This is a genomic window from Bacteroides sp. 1_1_30 (assembly GCF_020982715.1).
Classification (GTDB): Bacteria; Bacteroidota; Bacteroidia; order Bacteroidales; family Bacteroidaceae; genus Bacteroides; species Bacteroides xylanisolvens.
In genome coordinates, this window is sequence record NZ_JAJKHN010000041.1 from 1 (window position 1) to 18,969 (window position 18,969).

Annotated in this window: 15 protein-coding genes; 2 read left to right on the top strand and 13 right to left on the bottom strand. The window is 40.5% G+C overall.

All coding sequences use genetic code 11. The annotated features are described in order from the left end of the window. The first annotated feature begins 85 nt into the window (after positions 1 to 85). Positions 86 to 2,011 carry an NAD(+) synthase gene (locus LPH68_RS13415; protein WP_087318203.1) on the top strand — a complete coding sequence of 642 codons (1,926 nt, stop codon included), beginning with the start codon at positions 86 to 88 and terminating at the stop codon, positions 2,009 to 2,011. 183 nt (positions 2,012 to 2,194) lie between these two features. Here LPH68_RS13415 and LPH68_RS13420 read toward each other — a convergent pair whose 3' ends face one another. The 8 genes from LPH68_RS13420 to LPH68_RS13455 all read right to left on the bottom strand — a co-directional run bounded on the left by LPH68_RS13420 (position 2,195) and on the right by LPH68_RS13455 (position 10,903). Continuing rightward, on the bottom strand, positions 2,195 to 2,758 hold the full coding sequence (locus tag LPH68_RS13420; RefSeq protein ID WP_004315962.1) for a dual specificity protein phosphatase family protein: 564 nt from the start codon (positions 2,756 to 2,758) through the stop codon (positions 2,195 to 2,197). Positions 2,759 to 2,784: 26 nt separating this feature from the next. Next, the gene (gene hisB, locus LPH68_RS13425; protein WP_008643284.1) at positions 2,785 to 3,909 is read right to left on the bottom strand and encodes a bifunctional histidinol-phosphatase/imidazoleglycerol-phosphate dehydratase HisB; all 1,125 of its coding nucleotides are present in this window, start codon (positions 3,907 to 3,909) and stop codon (positions 2,785 to 2,787) included. A 3-nt stretch (positions 3,910 to 3,912) separates the two neighbouring features. Beyond that, positions 3,913 to 5,010: a histidinol-phosphate transaminase gene (gene hisC / locus LPH68_RS13430; protein WP_004310815.1), complete on the bottom strand. Its 1,098-nt coding sequence runs from the start codon at positions 5,008 to 5,010 to the stop codon at positions 3,913 to 3,915. Further along, positions 4,970 to 6,259 carry a histidinol dehydrogenase gene (gene hisD / locus LPH68_RS13435; RefSeq protein ID WP_087321426.1) on the bottom strand — a complete coding sequence of 430 codons (1,290 nt, stop codon included), beginning with the start codon at positions 6,257 to 6,259 and terminating at the stop codon, positions 4,970 to 4,972. Before hisD ends, hisC begins: the two co-directional genes overlap by 41 nt. A gap of 98 nt (positions 6,260 to 6,357) precedes the next feature. Further along, on the bottom strand, positions 6,358 to 7,209 hold the full coding sequence (hisG, locus tag LPH68_RS13440; RefSeq protein ID WP_008021757.1) for an ATP phosphoribosyltransferase: 852 nt from the start codon (positions 7,207 to 7,209) through the stop codon (positions 6,358 to 6,360). Between the two features lie 246 nt (positions 7,210 to 7,455). Further along, positions 7,456 to 7,947, bottom strand: coding sequence for a PaaI family thioesterase (locus tag LPH68_RS13445; RefSeq protein ID WP_087321424.1), 492 nt, complete (start codon positions 7,945 to 7,947; stop codon positions 7,456 to 7,458). 73 nt (positions 7,948 to 8,020) lie between these two features. Next, complete coding sequence (locus tag LPH68_RS13450) at positions 8,021 to 9,925, bottom strand: fimbrillin family protein (protein WP_087321422.1); 1,905 nt, start codon at positions 9,923 to 9,925, stop codon at positions 8,021 to 8,023. Positions 9,926 to 10,249: 324 nt separating this feature from the next. Continuing rightward, on the bottom strand, positions 10,250 to 10,903 hold the full coding sequence (locus LPH68_RS13455) for a DUF2490 domain-containing protein (protein ID WP_087321420.1): 654 nt from the start codon (positions 10,901 to 10,903) through the stop codon (positions 10,250 to 10,252). A 154-nt stretch (positions 10,904 to 11,057) separates the two neighbouring features. Between LPH68_RS13455 and LPH68_RS13460 the strand changes: the two genes are divergently transcribed. Next, positions 11,058 to 12,623 (top strand): ATP-binding protein, encoded by a 1,566-nt coding sequence (locus tag LPH68_RS13460; RefSeq protein WP_087321418.1) that lies wholly within the window; start codon positions 11,058 to 11,060, stop codon positions 12,621 to 12,623. A 132-nt stretch (positions 12,624 to 12,755) separates the two neighbouring features. Here LPH68_RS13460 and LPH68_RS13465 read toward each other — a convergent pair whose 3' ends face one another. Genes LPH68_RS13465 through LPH68_RS13485 form a run of 5 tightly spaced genes read right to left on the bottom strand, consistent with a single transcriptional unit; the run spans position 12,756 to position 18,965 of the window. Then, a complete protein-coding gene (locus LPH68_RS13465; protein ID WP_151923427.1) occupies positions 12,756 to 14,111 on the bottom strand; it encodes an MFS transporter in 1,356 nt (451 codons plus the stop codon). A gap of 12 nt (positions 14,112 to 14,123) precedes the next feature. Next, positions 14,124 to 15,023 (bottom strand): glycerophosphodiester phosphodiesterase family protein, encoded by a 900-nt coding sequence (locus tag LPH68_RS13470; protein ID WP_087321414.1) that lies wholly within the window; start codon positions 15,021 to 15,023, stop codon positions 14,124 to 14,126. 20 nt (positions 15,024 to 15,043) lie between these two features. Continuing rightward, the gene (locus LPH68_RS13475) at positions 15,044 to 16,102 is read right to left on the bottom strand and encodes an MBL fold metallo-hydrolase (RefSeq protein ID WP_087321412.1); all 1,059 of its coding nucleotides are present in this window, start codon (positions 16,100 to 16,102) and stop codon (positions 15,044 to 15,046) included. A 1-nt stretch (position 16,103) separates the two neighbouring features. Further along, positions 16,104 to 16,985 (bottom strand): sugar phosphate isomerase/epimerase, encoded by an 882-nt coding sequence (locus LPH68_RS13480; protein ID WP_087321410.1) that lies wholly within the window; start codon positions 16,983 to 16,985, stop codon positions 16,104 to 16,106. A gap of 6 nt (positions 16,986 to 16,991) precedes the next feature. Continuing rightward, the gene (locus tag LPH68_RS13485; RefSeq protein WP_087321408.1) at positions 16,992 to 18,965 is read right to left on the bottom strand and encodes a PQQ-binding-like beta-propeller repeat protein; all 1,974 of its coding nucleotides are present in this window, start codon (positions 18,963 to 18,965) and stop codon (positions 16,992 to 16,994) included. Positions 18,966 to 18,969: the final 4 nt, after the last annotated feature.

An 18,969-nucleotide genomic window follows, 5' to 3' on the forward strand; every position in this document is an offset into this window, starting at 1 on the left:
TTATTAAGAGGATTCAATATAGAAAAGATAATTATTCAAAACTATTTCCTATTTTTGCACTCATTATATATAAATAAGGTATAAGATGAACTACGGATTTGTAAAAGTAGCTGCAGCCGTGCCACACGTAAAAGTGGCTGACTGTAAATTCAATGTAGAGAAGATAGAAAGTCTGATTACAGTGGCTGAAGGAAAAGGAGTGCAGATCATTATTTTCCCGGAAATGAGTATCACCGGATATACTTGTGGTGACCTATTCGGACAACAACTTTTGCTGGAAGAAGCAGAAATGGGGCTGATGCAAATTCTGAATAACACCCGTCAATTAGATATCATTTCTATTGTTGGCATGCCTGTCGTTGTCAATTCGACAGTAATCAATGCAGCCGTAGTGATTCAGAAAGGGAAAGTGTTGGGAGTTGCAGCCAAGACCTATCTGCCGAATTATAAAGAATTCTACGAACAACGTTGGTTCACATCAGCGCTTCAGTTGACTACAAACAACGTACGCCTGTGTGGACAAATCGTTCCCATAGGTGCAAATCTGCTTTTTGAGACTTCAGATACGACTTTTGGCATTGAGATATGCGAGGACCTTTGGTCTACTATACCTCCAAGTTCCTCACTGGCACTGCAAGGGGCAGAGATTCTGTTCAATATGTCTGCTGATAATGAAGGCATTGGAAAGAACAATTATCTTTGTTCTCTCATCAGCCAACAATCTGCACGTTGTATTGCCGGATATGTATTCTCGTCTTGTGGCTTTGGAGAATCTACTACCGATGTGGTTTTTGCCGGTAATGGGCTGATTTATGAAAACGGTTCACTGCTTGCACGCAGCGAACGTTTCAGTATGAAAGAGCAACTGATTATCAGCGAAATTGATGTGGAACGCATCCGGGCAGAACGCAGGATAAATACTACTTTCGCCGCTAATCAGGCAAATTTAGGAGACAAGAAAGCAGTTTCTATCGCGACAGAATTTGTCAACAGCAAAGAACTGACCTTAACCCGGAAGTTCAACGCCCATCCTTTCGTACCACAAGGAATTGAGCTAAATGAACATTGCGAAGAAGTATTCTCTATCCAAGTGGCCGGACTAGCACAAAGATTAGTTCACACCGGAGCCAAAACAGCCGTAGTCGGTATTTCAGGTGGATTAGACTCAACACTGGCACTGCTCGTCTGCGTGAAGACTTTCGATAAACTGGGATTATCCCGAAATGGTATTCTCGGAATCACGATGCCGGGTTTCGGAACGACTGACCGCACCTACCATAATGCGATCGATCTAATGAAATCATTAGGTATATCCATCCGTGAGATTAGTATTAAAGATGCCTGCATCCAACATTTTAAGGACATCGAACATGACATGAATGTACATGACGTTACATACGAGAATTCGCAAGCGCGCGAACGTACACAAATACTAATGGATGTGGCCAATCAGACTTGGGGAATGGTTATCGGTACAGGGGACTTATCGGAACTTGCATTGGGATGGGCTACTTACAACGGCGATCACATGTCCATGTACGGGGTAAATGCGAGTGTTCCCAAAACACTTGTGAAATATTTAGTACAATGGGTGGCAGAAAACGGTATGGACGAAAACTCGAAAGCTACTTTGCTTGATATTGTAGACACTCCTATTAGCCCGGAATTGATTCCGGCGGATGAGAACGGAGAAATTAAACAGAAAACAGAAGATCTGGTAGGTCCTTATGAACTGCACGACTTCTTCCTATATTATTTCTTACGTTTCGGCTTCCGGCCTTCCAAGATATTCTATTTGGCAAAAACGACATTCAAAGATATGTATGATGAAGAAACCATCAAGAAATGGCTTTCCACTTTCTTCCGTCGTTTCTTCAATCAGCAGTTCAAACGTTCTTGCTTACCGGACGGACCTAAAGTAGGAAGTATTTCTATTAGTCCACGGGGGGATTGGAGGATGCCTAGTGATGCCAATTCAGCTATGTGGCTTAAAGAAATAGAGAATTTATAGGGAAGTACAAACATCAAACTATTCTCACTGCTATGAGAAAAAATACTCATTACTATGAGAAGATTTTCTCATTATAGTGAGAATTTTTTCTCATAGCAGTGAGAATAGTTGAGAAAATATAACGCCTCATCATAGCTTCGATACAACATTTTAGCAAGACATGTATCTGCACAAAATTACATACTAAAATCCCTCTGTACACATAACTTTTCTTCTTATTTGCTCTATATCCGCTTCTTTAATCCTCCGAATGATATTTTTATAAATACGATGAAAGCCAAAACCGCCTTCAGTCATTTCATGAATCGCGTCTTCTTTTGAAACATTCTGAAATACCACTCGATAAAGTGCGCAAACAGCTCCTGTGCGATCTGATCCGTGATGGCAATGGATAACAATCGGCGCTTTACGATTCTTTATAATACGCAATGCTTCAATCAACTGTTCTTCATTGATGGAATGAGCTTTGGTCTTTACCCGATGAAGCTTTACGTTCGTTCCTGCGGCTTCATCATCATCGCTATGTCTATTACGGAGATTGAGAGCTTCGCCAATACCATACTTTTCTAAAGCTTTAAAGTCTTCATGCGAAGGTTGCTCTGAACGATATACACCCGAATCGATCTTGTACAGATTGGTTAATTCACTATCAGGAAGAGTAATCTTCTCTACTTTCAAATTCTGACTAAAAATAGATATAGAGAAGATTACTCCCAAAAGTAGGCTTAACAGGATTCTTTTCTGCATAAGTCTATATTGTTATTATAAAAAGATCAAAGTACTCCCTTGCTGGATGGAAGTTCAAAATGATAGATATCTCTTTTGATTGCCATTTTCAAGGCACGGGCAAGGGCTTTAAAAATACCTTCTATCTTATGATGTTCATTTTGTCCTTCCGCCTTGATGTTCAGATTCATTTTTGCCGCATCACTTAGTGACTTAAAGAAATGAAGGAACATTTCCGTCGGCATCTCCCCTATCTTCTCACGCTTGAATTCGGCATCCCAAACCAGCCAGGGACGACCACCAAAGTCCAGACAAACCTGACAAAGACAATCATCCATCGGTAAAGCATAGCCATAACGTTCAATTCCACGCTTACTACCTAAAGCCTGGTAAATACATTCTCCTAATGCAATAGCAGTATCTTCGATCGTATGATGTTCGTCTACCTCCAGATCTCCTTTTACACGGATCGTCAAGTCCATACCGGAGTGTTTTCCAATCTGCTCGAGCATGTGGTCGAAAAAGCCAAGACCGGTAGAGATGTCACAAGTGCCGTTTCCATCCAAGTTCAAAGCCACATCAATATCTGTTTCTTTGGTTGTACGACGTACTTCCGCTTTCCGTTCTCCGGCAAAAAGGAACTCGGCTATCTGATCCCAGTCAGTTGTTGCAAGGGCGCAGACTTCTTCCAATCCTTTTTCTTTCAGGGTTTCAGGTGAATTTTGCAGATAGATTGCCCGACAACCCAAATTCTTGGCAAGTTCCACATCCGTAGGACGGTCGCCTATCACAAAACTTCCGGCAAGATCGTATTCCGGATTATTTAGATACTTCGTCAGCATTCCGGTACGTGGTTTACGGGTGGGCGCATTATCTTCCGGGAAACTACGGTCTATTAGAATCTCATCAAAAGTAATCCCCTCTCCTTCTAATGTTTTAAGCATCAGATTATGGGCAGGCCAAAACGTTTCTTCCGGGAAGGAAGATGTACCCAATCCATCCTGATTGGTGACCATCACAAATTCAAAATAGAGTTTGCTGCGGATAAAACCTAAATTACGGAATACTTTCGGATAGAATTCCAGCTTCTCCAATGAGTCGAGTTGGTAATCTACGGGAGGTTCGATCACCAACGTACCATCTCGATCTATAAATAATACTTTCTTCTTCATAAATTATCCCGGGTATTTTTTAAGGGTGGCTAATAGTGTATTATTCTCTACACGGGTACCGACAGTCACACGCAAACAGTTGCAGCAAAGCGAAATGTTATGGCGATTACGCACAATAATTCCTTCACCTACCAAATAATTGTAGATTTTCACGGCATCCGTCACTTTTGCCAAAAAGAAATTCGCATCAGACGGAAACAGTTTAATGGTACATGGAAGCTTTTCAAATTCCGCTTCCAGATAGTCACGTTCTTCCTTCAGAGTTTTCACCCAACGTTCTATCTCATAATGTTTATGCAACATGGCGATGGCTTGCTGTTGAGTCAACTGGTTGACATTATAGGGATATTTGATTTTACTAAGAATATCAATAATCTCTTTGGAAGCAAAAGCCATTCCCAAACGGATAGCAGCACATCCCCAAGCTTTGGAGAATGTCTGGAATACGACGAGATTAGGATATTTGTCCAACTCTTCGAGGAAAGACGGAGCTTTAGAAAAATCATTGTAAGCCTCATCCAACATTACCAATCCTTCAAACTGACAAAGAATCTTCTCTATTTCGGAACGAAGCAAATCATTTCCCGTCGGATTATTAGGCGAGCAAAGGAAAATAAGTTTGGTATGCTCGTCGGTAGCTGCCAGCAATTTGTCAGCAGAGAACTGGAAGTCATCATCCAACAATACTTTCCGATATTCCACATCGTTTACATCGGCACAGACCTGATACATTCCATAGGTAGGATCGATAGCTACTACATTATCTTTACCCGGTTCGCAGAAAGCACGAAAGACCAAGTCGATGGCCTCATCACTGCCGTTTCCGAGAAAAATATGTTCGGGAGATACTTTCTTAATTTTCGACAACAATGTTTTCAGTTCACACTGCATAGGGTCCGGATAACGGTTGTGAGGCGTATTGTACGGATTTTCGTTTGCATCCAGGAAAACAGAAGCGGTGACTCCTTTATATTCATCACGTGCCGAAGAGTAAGGCTTTAATTTCCAGATATTCGGCCGGGTTAATTCTTGTAATGTTTTCACTTCTTTAAATTTTAAGTTATGAATTTTGAATTGCTTTGAGACGAACTGTGACCGCATTCTTATGCGCGTCCAAATGTTCGTTAGCCGCCATCTCCTCAATAGCAGGACCAATAGCCTTTATTCCTTCCGGGAGAATTTCCTGGAACGTAATCTTGCGGATAAAACTATCCAGACTGACGCCACTATATGCTTTGGCATAACCGTTGGTAGGCAAGGTATGATTTGTTCCGGAAGCATAGTCACCGGCACTTTCGGGAGTTAACGATCCAAGGAAAACAGAACCGGCATTTGTTACACGCTCTGCTACTTCCATGTAGTTTTCCGTTTCTATAATTAAGTGTTCCGGCGCGTATGCGTTAGTCAGTTCCAATGCTTCATCCAAATCCTTTACTAAAATCAGTTTACTATTCTCTAATGATTTTGCAGCAATTTCACGACGGGGCAATTCGGCTAATTGACGTTCTACTTCCGCCATTACTTCTGTTTGAAGTTTCTCGGAAGTGGTAATCAATATAGCCTGGCTATCTATTCCATGTTCTGCCTGTGACAAAAGGTCTGCTGCTACAAAAACCGGGTTGGCAGATGCATCAGCCAGAACTTCGACTTCAGAAGGGCCGGCAGGCATATCAATAGCTACATCACGCAGGCTTACCAACTGTTTGGCAGCTGTCACATATTGATTACCTGGACCAAATATCTTATATACTTTAGGTACACTCTCCGTTCCATAGGCCATAGCGGCAATAGCCTGCACACCACCAGCCTTGAATATTTTACTGACACCTGCCAGTTGCGCAGCAAAAAGAATAGCCGGATGAATATTTCCATTCTTATCGGGAGGCGTGCAAAGTACGATTTCCTTGCATCCTGCAATTTTAGCCGGAACAGCCAACATCAATACAGTTGAGAAAAGTGGTGCTGTTCCACCCGGAATATACAATCCCACTTTTTCGATTCCTACCGATTTTTGCCAGCAAGTCACACCGTTCATTGTTTCTACCTTCTTTCCGATAAAACGTTGGGAAGCATGAAAGGTTTCAATATTTTGTTTTGCCAGGGAGATGGCTGCTTTCAGTTCATCGCTTACCAATGTTCCGGCAACCTGTATCTCTTCAGGAGTCACAGCAAGCGCAGACAAGGTGACTTTATCAAAAGTAGCTTCATATTTCAAGACGGCTTTGTCACCTTCTGCTCTTACCTTATTTATAATAGAGCGAACAGTGTCGAACAAATTTTCCGTATTCAGTGCCGGACGTTTCAAAAGTTCCGTCCACTGTTCTTTTGAGGGATATTTAATCAATTTCATAGTTTATATCTTATTAGGCACGGATTTCACGGGTTACACGGTATCTGGGATTAGCGACTACATTATCTGTGTAATCCGTGAAATCTGTGCCTATATATTTATACAATCATCTTTTCAATAGGCAGTACTAAAATACCTTCCGCTCCCAGTCCTTTCAGTTTTCCTATGATTTCCCAAAAACGTTTTTCATCAAGTACTGTATGAACAGAGCACCAGCCTTCCTGTGCTAACGGCATCACCGTAGGGCTCTTCATACCCGGCAATACAGCAATGATTTCTTCCAGTTTATCTTTCGGAGCATTCATCAATACATATTTTTTATCTTCGGCTGTTTTTACTGCATTCATGCGGAACAGCAGTTCTTCGAGCACTTCTTTTTTCTCGTCGCTCATATTCTTGTTGCCAATCAGCAATGCTTCCGACTTCATTACGACTTCCACTTCTTTCAAACGGTTACTTACCAACGTAGAACCGGAGCTTACAATATCGAAAATAGCATCAGCCAATCCAATTCCCGGAGACACTTCTACGGAACCGGTAATCACGTGAATTTCAGCATTTACACCATTTTTCTTCAGGAAGTTACGAAGAATAACCGGATAGGAAGTAGCGATCTTCTTACCGTCAAACCATGACAAACCGGGATATTCAATATCTTTCGGCATAGCCAATGAAAGGCGACACTTACTGAATCCCAAACGTTTGATAATTTCCGCATCTTCTTCTTTCTCCATAAATTCGTTTTCGCCAACAATTCCCAAGTCTGCCACACCGGTAGCCACTGTCTGCGGGATATCATCATCACGAAGGAATAGAACTTCAATAGGGAAATTGGAAGACTGCACCAATAAGGTACGTTTTGTAGTGCTCAACTTAATATCCGACTCTCCTAAAAGTGCCATTGTCTCTTCGAAGAGACGTCCTTTGGCTTGTACTGCGATTCTTAACATGACTTTATTTAATTTTTAATTATAATATGCGTTGAGAAATAAAAAAAGGCTTACCGTATTCGGCAAGCCTTAGTTATCGTTTATATAGTTATACACAATATCATCCACGCCCACCGATTATTCGTTAGGAAAATGATGATGATGATGTGTAGTTGTATATTTCATATTTCTTTTATTAACTGCGACAAAAGTAAAGCATTTGTTTGAAACCACCAAACATTTATCACAAAAACTTGAGTTTTTATTTCAAATTAAAGGCAATATCTCTTCCGGCTCTACATCACATTTCGTAAAATGCATTTCGTCTTTCGACTTTTCTTTCGAGAAAGTAAAGTAAGTACAAACTGATTCCGTGCACACTTCTCCATCCTTATTATATAATTTTGCTTCAACAATGACAATGTTCCGCTTCACTTCTTTAATAGAGGCACGCAATACTATATGAGAATCTTTGGTATCAACAGATTTTCGGTAACGGGTTTCCATCTTCGAAGTCACTCCAGTCGTTTGTAGTTTACGAAGCACCACCCACGCACAGATTTCATCCATCAAAACTGCTTGAATACCGCCATGCAAAGTGTCAATCCAGCCTTGATACTCGGGACGTGGCTTCCAAATGCTCACTACTTCGTCACCATCCTCATAAAATTCCATTTTTACTCCAGCTTCATTATTAGGAGCACAACCGAAACAATTGTACCCTTCCAAACCCTTCCAGGGATTTATTATCTTCTTCATAGTTCTCTCTTTTAGTTAGTTTTACTTCCCAAATATAAGCAATTTATGAAAAGGAGATGCAATTTTCACTGATTTACTTTCTAATACAACGAATAGCGAAAGCTTTCGTATCAATACCCGCATTAGATTCTTCTATGATATTCGTATCACTTTTCATGTAGAAAACCTTAGTATCGATGGTGGCATTTGTATTGTCCAATGTCCAATATGCCAAATGTTTGTTCTCATAATCTGCTTGAAAAGCCCCTACATACATTCCTACAGGAATACCATTAAAACCGGATAAATTAGTTGCAGGTTGCACTTGTTCTTCCGTCTTCAGGGACAACCAGATCCCTGACTTCAACAAAGAAGCTTCCCCCTTCAAGTAGTCTTTTAAAATATTCCAGTCTTCCCAATTCGGTATACTCCAGTGAGTTGGCAAGATCCTACCGGAAAGCGCAACATTAGCGGTATAAAAATAATGCTCTGTAGTAGATTGCAAATATCCGGCTATATTTGCTGTTACCTGATTCAATTTAGGGAGCGCATCACCGTTTACATATAAAGATGCCTCCAAATTACTCCTCATCCAGTATTGAGTTCCGATCTTCACTAGCGGATAATTATGGATGACTCCTCCACGTACGTCACGAACCACATCTTCCAATGCTAGAACAGGTAACACATCATCTGCCAGTGTTACTGATAAGGAGATTGCTCCGTCTGCCAGCACATAAACATTATTACGAGCCAATAAGGTGCCATCCACATAGGTTAATGAATGATCTTCCATATTCCATGATACACTTCCACCATTTACTTTTCCTGATTTTCCTAATAACTGTGCTACAATCCCTTGAGATAAATTAACGCTACCGTCTTCTTTCATCGGATAGGCAACAATCGCTTGAGAAGAAAAATCCGGAGTAACAAGATACTCTTTACATATTTCGGCTACTTGTTTTCCCGAATGTATCACTTTGTACACATTCGATTTTTCAAAAGTCAGCTTCGATACATCTATGTATTTATGCAAAATACCCGATTCGGTATGATCCACTTCTGTCCCATCCCAATCCCCGATTTCTCCGTTCACTTTACTCATTAATATATCTTCGGCCGATACAAACGTTATTTCCAACTCTCTCTGTTTTCCACTTTCCAATTGTAAAGTGGATGGTAATAAACTGGTATATAGTTTGCCGGCAGCTTCCAATGTTATGTATTGATACCCAACAGTCGCCTCTTGGGGAATCAAAATAAGCTCTTTTCCTACTAGTCGACCGTCTTTTATTTCCCATTCTCCTGCAGGAGTAATATCTTTCTCTTCAGAATAGGCAGAGAATGTTTTCTTCTGAAAATCATAAATGGTCTTAGTATAAAAGCCACTCACCGAAAGTGTAGGTTTCACAGATAGTATTTCTTCTATATTCTCTCCCTCTCCGGGGACAAGGACTATTTTCATGCGAAAGAACTGGTGGTTGTAAGTCAAAGCAACTGCATCTTTACTGGCTAATACTTCCTTTTTGGAAGCAACTAGAAAATCAGAATGAGAATAATCATCCAGTTTATCTTGAGTTGTTGCAACGGTCACTTGCATGGAACTTTCCCCCATTGCTACTCCACTATTCTGATATGGATAATAACTGATTAAATTCAATGTAACTCCATCATCCGGATAGTAAACCGATTCATCAGATACAAACTCACCAGTAGATGAACGCACAAAATGAAGATTATCTGCATAACGTTCTTCTTGCATTGTAGTAGTTCCTGCAAGTGCAAATAACCCCACTTCATCTTTTTCTCCAAAACTATTGTTTACTACACGAGTATTCATGATCTCATGAATATCAGCTACAAACTTCAACGGAATATCTCCATTATTAATGATTTCCCCTTCTTCCTCCGAAATATGGTTTACACAAGCAGTAAACATAGTACAACAAAGGATAAAAAAACCTACTCCCACAAATAGGTTATGGCATGTTTTCATTTTGTTTTTCTATTAGTTCAAAAAAAGAAATTCTTGATTGAGCAGAAAGAATGCCATAAGAGGAAGTATTCACTTTCGGTTATGAAAAACCATACAACACGTCTGTTGCAACTGTAAAATCTTAAATTCCCACATTACAGTTTGAAATGTGGAAGCGAAAGTACAGATTATAGTTAAGAAAAGAAATATTTTCCTTTAAAAAGATTAATCTTTTATATAAAAAGCACGTAATCAGCCATTTACATAACACATGCAAAAACAAGACATTCTGAACTCCACATTATTATATTAGCATTGGTTATTATTTACTATCCGTCATTTATTTCAAAAAGAATACCCCACTTCTATTCCGGCAATGTGTCTGCCTTGCGAAGATGCATATTGATAACAATAAAATGCATCCAATGACCAACGTTTGGCTAAAGCAATCTCCACTCCGGGACGATAGCGCATACGGTCTGCTCTCCAAAAAGAGGTATCATCCAGACTTTGATAAATTTCAACAGAAAAATAAGGAGAAACGATTCCTTTTGTAGAAGCATAGGATAACTTCAAACGAGAACGTAGACGAGTTTCAGAATCACCACGGTCAAAAGTCTGCTGAAACCTCTCCCGCAAAGACACTTTCAACCATTGATAACGAAAGTTGGCAGTGGCAGATATATGATAGCGATGTCTCAACTTCCAGTCTGAATCACCCAAATTCCGAAGATGGGTCTCATATCCCACTCCCAGATTCAAAAAAGAACAAGGGCGATAACTTCCACCAACTGTCAGTCCCCAACGATCTAATCGACTTACATCATCCTTCATACGTAATTCCAAATCGCCTGAAACCGAGAAACGAGAATCTATCTTATGATTTACCTTAAATTTAGTCCATGTATTGAAATCATCACTTTGTGCCCATGCAGGAAACGACATTCCAACCAACAACACAAACAGCCAAATCTTAGTATTTAATATTATTCTACTCATTGATTATCGGGTTGAAGTTACAAAGATAATAAATTATCTCCGGCAAAAGAAAGGCGTAAAACTGAATTTATTCTGAAAAGATAATGTTTGTATTCTACTTAAATTCTCATTTGCATATTGTATCTTTGCGTATGAAACTCTAAAACCATCGGATATGGACAACTTAATGCGTAAACTTCCTATTGGAATACAGACATTTGAAGGAATACGGAAGGAGAATTATCTTTATGTGGATAAAACCGCGCTTGTATGGCGTATGGCCAATTTGGGAAAGCCATATTTTCTAAGCAGACCACGCCGCTTTGGTAAAAGTCTATTAATTTCGACATTCGATGCTTATTTCCAAGGGAAAAAAGAGCTATTTAATGGATTGGCCATTGAACAACTAGAGACAAAATGGGAACAGTATCCAGTTTTACACCTTGATCTGAATGCAAAAAAATATGAGACGGCAGCGGATTTAATCGCAATGCTAAACCAATATTTAGAGAAATGGGAAGCTATTTATGGTGATGAGAAAAAAGATCGTAGCCCCGAAGAACGCTTCAGCTATGTGATCGAGCAAGCTTTTCTGAAAACAGGAAAAAACGTCGTTGTATTAGTAGACGAATATGACAAACCTCTTTTGCAAGCCATTACCCGTCCGAGATTGTTCGAAGAGTATCGTCAGATATTGAAAGCCTTTTATGGAGTATTGAAAAGTGCTGACGCATATCTCCGTTTTGTTTTCCTGACCGGAGTTACGAAGTTCTCTCAAGTCAGCGTATTCAGCGATCTGAATCAGTTGAATGACATTAGCCTAGACTATTCTTATGCCACACTTTGCGGTATTACCCGAGAAGAACTGGAGAGTACTTTCAAACCCGAGATTGAAATTTTCGGTCGCAAAAATCATCAGACTCCAGAAGAAGTAGTCGCAGCAATGAAACGCAACTATGACGGTTATCATTTTCACTCGGATGGCTCAGGGGTATTCAATCCGTTCAGCGTATTGAATGCTTTCAGTAAATTGGAGTTGGGCAGCTATTGGTTCCAAACCGGTACGCCAACATTCTTGGTTGAACTACTACAAAAAAGTGAATATGATCTCCGTACTTTATTAAATGGTATAGAAGCGCCTGCTTCTTCTTTTGTAGAATACAGAATGGATGCTAATAATCCTATACCGCTGATTTATCAAAGTGGATATCTGACTATTAAGGATTACGACAGAGAGTTTCAGAACTATCGGCTTGATTTTCCGAATGATGAAGTGCGCTACGGATTCATTAACTTTCTTGTTCCGTTTTACACTCCAATGAAGAACAACGATCAAGGATTTTATATCGGAAAATTCGTTCAGGAATTACGCACAGGTGATTATGAATCTTTCCTCACCCGTTTGGAGGCTTTCTTTGCTGATATTCCGTATGAACTGAATGACCAGACCGAACGGCACTATCAGGTTATCTTCTATCTTGTATTCAAACTAATGGGACAATTCACAGAAGCAGAAGTACGCAGTGCTCGCGGACGTGCCGATGCTGTGGTCAAAACGCCCCAATATGTCTATGTATTTGAATTCAAACTAAATGGAACCGCAGAAGAAGCAATAAAACAGATTAATGAAAAAGGTTACCTAATTCCTTATCAGAAAGATCATCGGGAAGTAGTGAGGATCGGTGTGGAATTCAGTGCGGAAACCCGCAATATCAATCGTTGGCTGGCAGAGACAAAGTAAATATGATAAAAACATTTCGGGAAGAATCGTAACAACGAACTTCCCGAAATTAAATCCAATACCTTTGAAAACAAACACCTGTTACATTCTTTTACAAACAAGTTTTTTCAATCTAACCTAATATACTTGGAACTAATCTGTCTCTTTTGATTTTGCTTTCCAGACCAATAACGCAAAAAGTACTGACAGTAGAGCCGACCCTATCCAAAACCAATTAATATAAGTGAAGTCATAAACATCTACTCCGTTCTGAACCGTTTTTTGCCCTTCTATCAGTATACCACTCATCACATCCTGCAATCCGGCACCAATATAACTGGCAATGCCAACAACTCCCAATGCAGCTCCCGATGCATTGCGAGGAGCAATATCGACAGCCATCAAACCACCCAAAAAGCAAATTAGTACTCCAATTCCTAAACCAAAAAGAATCATAGCCAATACATCTATCCAAAAATGTACGCCCGGAACCAACAGGAAAAGGCAAAGTGCAAATACATTCATCAATCCGAAGATTAAGGCAGGAACATTGCGACGACCACCAAACAATTTATCCGAAATCACTCCGGAAAACATCGTACCAATGATACCACAAACCGGACAGATAGAAATGATAAAACTGGCATCCAGGGTAGAATACCCTTTTTGAGCTTCCAAGTAAAAGACGCCCCAGCTGTTTATCGCATAACGACTGATATACATAAAAGCACTCGAAAGAGCAAGAATCCAAATGGCAGGCATCATCAACACCTGGCGCTGTGCTTTATTGAAATCCGCCGTTTCTGTTGCACTCATCTCTTTTTTCTGTTTGGGAACATTCACTGGAGGGAAACCCAGACTCTCGGGAGTGTCATGAAAGAACTTCCACACGATTAAAGCTCCAAGCAAACCGACAATACCGGCTCCGAAGAAGCCGTATCGCCAACCCAAGACACTGACAATAGACGCAATAATCAAAAAGGTTAACACCTCACCGATGTTATGGCTGGCAGACCAAAATCCGTAATAGGAACCCCGTTCTTTGTCCGTGAACCAACGGGAAAGGCCAACCACACAGGAGGCGGCCCCCATAGACTGAAACCATCCGCTAATCCCCCAAAGGACAGCAAATAGAATAAAAGAATTGGTAAAGCCGAGACATAAGTTCACTAATGCCGTAACCAATAAACCAGTAGTCATGAAGCGATTGATATTGCTACGGTCGGCAAGGAAACCATTCGTGAACTTTCCGAGAGCGTAAGTGAAGAATAATACGGAGCCGATTATTCCCAGTTCCGTTTCAGAGAAGATTCCTTCCTCTACGATGGGCTTCTTTACGACATTCAGGCTAAGGCGGCAAACGTAATACATACCGTAGCCAAAAGTTGCCGAAAGGAAGGTAGCCCATTTCAAATACTTCAGACGACGTTCATCGGAAGAGGATAAAGCCTCCCCGTTACAAGGTCCCGGTGAAGAGACCTTGTAAAAGTTTATAAGCTGTTTTAACATGAAGAAATACGGTTAGTCGTGAAGTTTCTTTTTGCGCAGATACTCCAATAACAGAGCAGGACGATCGGTTTGAATTAATTTCGCTCCCTGATTAATGATCCATCCCCAGCTTTCTTCCGGTTGATGGAGTTCCACCGCACGGTCATCATCATGACCGCCACATAGTTCGGGCCAAAGAGAATTGATAAACAAGTTAGAACCTGTATCACGCACTTTCTTTATCAGGTTAAGAACCTCCGGGCTATCATTGTCGAATACTAATTCATAAGCAGCAGGCTTCATGTGTGTCTGGTAACTATCAATAATAGCTTCGGCTCCTTCTTTGTGCAACTGTACAATAGGCATAAAAATTACTTTATCCAACACAGCACCGTTTTCAGCTTTCACTTGTTCATAAGGAAGCCCGGCTTTGATAACACACTGGTCGACTGTTCCAGTCTTCTCAAGTACGGCATAAGCCTCCTGAAAATAATCATAGCCCTTATCAATATTTACCATTATCTTACCTTTGCAGAGTAACATGACTTCCTCCAATGTAGGAATCTGATGTCTTGTTTTACAAGCGACCCCATTTTTAAGACGCATTGCTTTCAATTCCGCTAATGTATAATCCTCTACCAGCCCTTTTCCGTTCATGGTGCGATTGATTGTTTTATCATGCATCACTACCAAATGTCCGTCTTTGGTTCTTTTCAAATCGATCTCTACCATATCGACTCCCATATCAATGCAATTCTGTATACCTTGCAATGAGTTTTCCGGAGCATTACGCCAGTCGGCCCGATGTGATACAACCAGTATTTTATCAGGATGATTTCCTAACAAGTTTTCTCTGATTTCAGTTATTCTATTTTGGGCAACAGCCAGTTGTACCAAACATAGAAGAAGTATGAAGTTACATATCCGTTTCATAAGTTCAAACATCAAGAATTTTAATTCAGTTTATTGTTTTTCCAGACCATTTTTTCTCCCCACATTGGTACATAGGTCTGTTCACAGTTAATCTTCGAAGCCCGTTCGAGTGCCAGTTCCAATGACCATCTCGATTCGTCAACACCGGCATGAGCAAGTTCCAGAATATGCGATAACAAGACATAATCCGGTTCTACCTGCCCTGCACCCGAACCCAGAATATTATTTTCAGTCAGTGCATTGGGAGCGTAACGTGGTATCAATACATTCACATGAGAAGCTAGATTCGTATATTGTTCCGGTTTATAGTTGGAGTCTCCTACATGCATAAAGACGAAGTTACCGGTATCTTCACCACAATCAATCGAAAATACAGTCACAAAATTAGATAACCCGGAATTGTTGTGATCGGTGATACAGGTTTTAATTTTGAATTTTCCTATTTCATAATCTTTATCTCCTTTTGCGGTATAAGGATATGTCGTATCTTTCAGGTAGTTAGACAATACCGGTTTGCCTAAATCAAACATAGCCTGAATAAGATCATTGTTATAATGATCGGAATGCTTATGAGTGACGCAGAGAAAATCAATATAAGGTGCCAGTTCTTTTGCCCAACGATGAGATATGTCAATAGCAAAACACCCTGACGGAGTCTTAACCACATACCCCATATTATAGAGTGCCCAAATCTCTGCCGTACCATTTTCCACTTTTGAGTTTTTAACTCCATCCATCACGCGGTCAAATGCGCTCCGATAAAAATAGATAATAGGATCACACTTTTCCATACTTGTACTTGCCTGGTCGAAACCATTCAGATAACTGATGAAATAATCATCTTTACATTTATCCGCATACCTCTGAATTTTGGTCAAAGTAGCAGTACGTCCGGCATTGACAATCAAAGGAGAAGAACTCCACAACTGTTGTGCTGTGGCATCCACTTCCTCTGCCAATTGAGTAAGGATTCCTTCATGACCTGTTTCGGTACTGTTGTTGTCATCATCATCGCAAGCAACAAAACCTATTGCCAAAAGGCAAAACAGTAAATATTGTATTTTTCTTATTATATCCATCTTATTTCAGTGTTTTATAATCATTAATTATTTTATTGAAAGTTTCAACGACCCGTTCCGGTGTTGGACGTGTATCATGGCTTTCATGATCTTTAGTCGCTTCATACATGAAAACTCCTTCATAACCGACTCCTTCAAGTGCGTGCATTAACTTTCCCCACTTAATATCGCCTTGCGTAGGAAGCCAGTGGCACTCGTTGACAAAATCAAAATCCGAAGCATGTATGGTGCCAATACGTTCACCAATGGTTTCTACAAAATGTTCCGTCGTTCCTTTTGTATAATGATTGGTATCAAAACAAACCTTCACACCGGGAATGTCTTTGATAATCTCCCAAAGTTCTTCAGGAGTATTTCCCAGACAAGTCCGCGGCAGATTCTCTATACATAACTGTGCTCCTATCTGATCCGCATACTTCTTCAGATAAGCGATAGACCTGGAAGCATTGGCTATTCTTTGTGCCCGAATACTGTCGTCAATCGGTTCGGAACTTGGATGCAGAACTAAACATTTCGGTTGAAATTGAGCACACTGTTCAATCATCTCCACCATAAAATCTACATTTTCTTTCCTTTTCTTTTCATCGAGAACCGATATATCCAGCGTTCGGGAAAAAGGAAGATGTATAGACCAGACTTTGATACCGGCACTATCAATTTTTGCTTTCATATCCCGAACACGAGGAATGACCTCATTTGCCGGAACGCCTCTATAACACTGGTTAAATGCAACTTCCACATACTCTAGCCCCACAGACCGAGCTTGAGAAAAGTCTGTGGAAGCAGGTACTTTCCACAAAGCCGTAGTAGTACCTACTTTATATTTCTGTGCATATACTCCCATTGTCATCGTCATAAATACAATAAAAACCGAGATTCTCATTATCACTTACTTTTGACGGTTTGTACCTTGAATATCACCACCACGAATACTCCAGGAGTCTGTCTCCAAAGTCTTATTAATATCAAATGCTTTGACAGCACCGATATTACCAGATCCGATCGTTCCGCAATAAAGCCGTTTGTCCGGACCAATAGTAACAGCTGCCATGACTTGTTGTCCTACAATTTCTTCAAAAACAATGTTTCCATTAGTGATATCAAGTCCCAACACTTTGTTATTCGATTGAGTACCTATATAAAGAATACCATCCGTGCTCAAGGCACCTCCACTGTAATTCAAATTGTTGCCTACTTTTTTCTCCCAGATTTTAGCCCCGTTGGCATTTACTGCATGAACTGTCTGCGATCCTTTCTCTGTAAAGTAGATATTACCATTTTTATCTACAATCGGAAAATAGGCATCACCTTTCGTAGTCGGATACGTCCATTTCTTTGTCCCGTTTGTCATATCGACAGCAACAAGTCCGCCTCCTTTCAACGTCGCATAAAGCATATTACCATTCAACGCAAAAGCTCCTCGTTCTGTAACTTTATTATCTCCCTCTAATGTCCAAAGCGGTTCACCCTTTGAGTTGAAGGCATAAATAGTTGCATTCGTACCAGCGTAAACATTGCCCTTTTTATCAAGGACAACAGCACCTCCCGTGTCACCATCTAACTGTTTTTGCCATTTGATACTGCCCTGATTAGCTACATCAAGTGCATACAATATGCTTTTATTAGTCAAACAATAAAGGATACCATCTGCAGACAATGCAGGGAAAGCTCCTATTACGCCATCCAATTTAACCGCCCATTTTTGTTTACCATTAGTAGGTGCTATTGCATATACATTATTTACGGAAGCATTACTTACACACTGATAAATAGTGCCATCAGAACCGACTAACGCTCCTCCGCCATAAGTCACCTTATCAATAGCAAACACCCATTTGAATTCACCGCTCACTACATCAATAGCAAATAAATGCCCTGCAGGAGTAGATGTTGGGATGTACATTGTTTTTCCATCCGGAGAGAACACCGGATTGGAAGTCTTTACATATCCGGTAAGTCCGCCAAAGTTCAAATCGACAGAATTCCATTTATAATTGCCGACTGTAACAGCCAGACTACCCGACTCGGTTGTGTTATTTACATAAGTCACCGTAACAGCTACTGTATAAGTTCCGGTAGTAGCAAATGCATGTACAGGGTTGTTTTCTCCTGATGTCGTACCATCACCAAAATCCCAGCTTACCGATTTCACTTCACCTGCCATAAAATACATATCGTTATAAGCAAAGGCGCAAGGTTCCCACACGACCAGTTCCGTATTGGCAAGAATAGGATAGATCAATCCCGGAGTAGCTGAAGTTTCCACTGGAATAGAATTGCCTGTAGGATAAACACAAACTACGTTGAACGTATATTCCTGATCGTTAGTCAACCCGTCAACAATGTATTCTTCCAATGAAGTGTCATCCAGATTGATAATCTGATTGCCCGGATTAACAGTAACCTGATAACGGGTAAAACGTTCACTGGCAGGTTTTGTCCATCTCAAACGCACTCTTTCATTGCCGGCTGCTGCCGTCAGATCAGAAATCGGGTATCTCGCATTCTTCGGCGTACAAGCAGCAGTCGTTTTACTAGCCAATCCTCCTGTATAACGAGGCTGTACAGAAAAAGTGTAAGCAACGTCATTCACCAGATTATTGATTGTGGCAGTCATTGTTTTCGCATCCACAGTCATCTCACCTCCTTCCGCGTCTGACGATCCGGAAGTCCAAAGAATCAAATATTCATTAGGCCGGGCATTTTCGTATGCCTCCCAAGCAAGAGTCACATTCATATCTCCGGCTGTTGCCGTAAGTGACTTCAGTTCATATAAATCGAAATTCGCTTTTGGCAGATCTTCTTCACAAGCAGTAAAAACTACTGTGAGAATAAACAACAAGCTATATATTATTTTTTTCATTGTC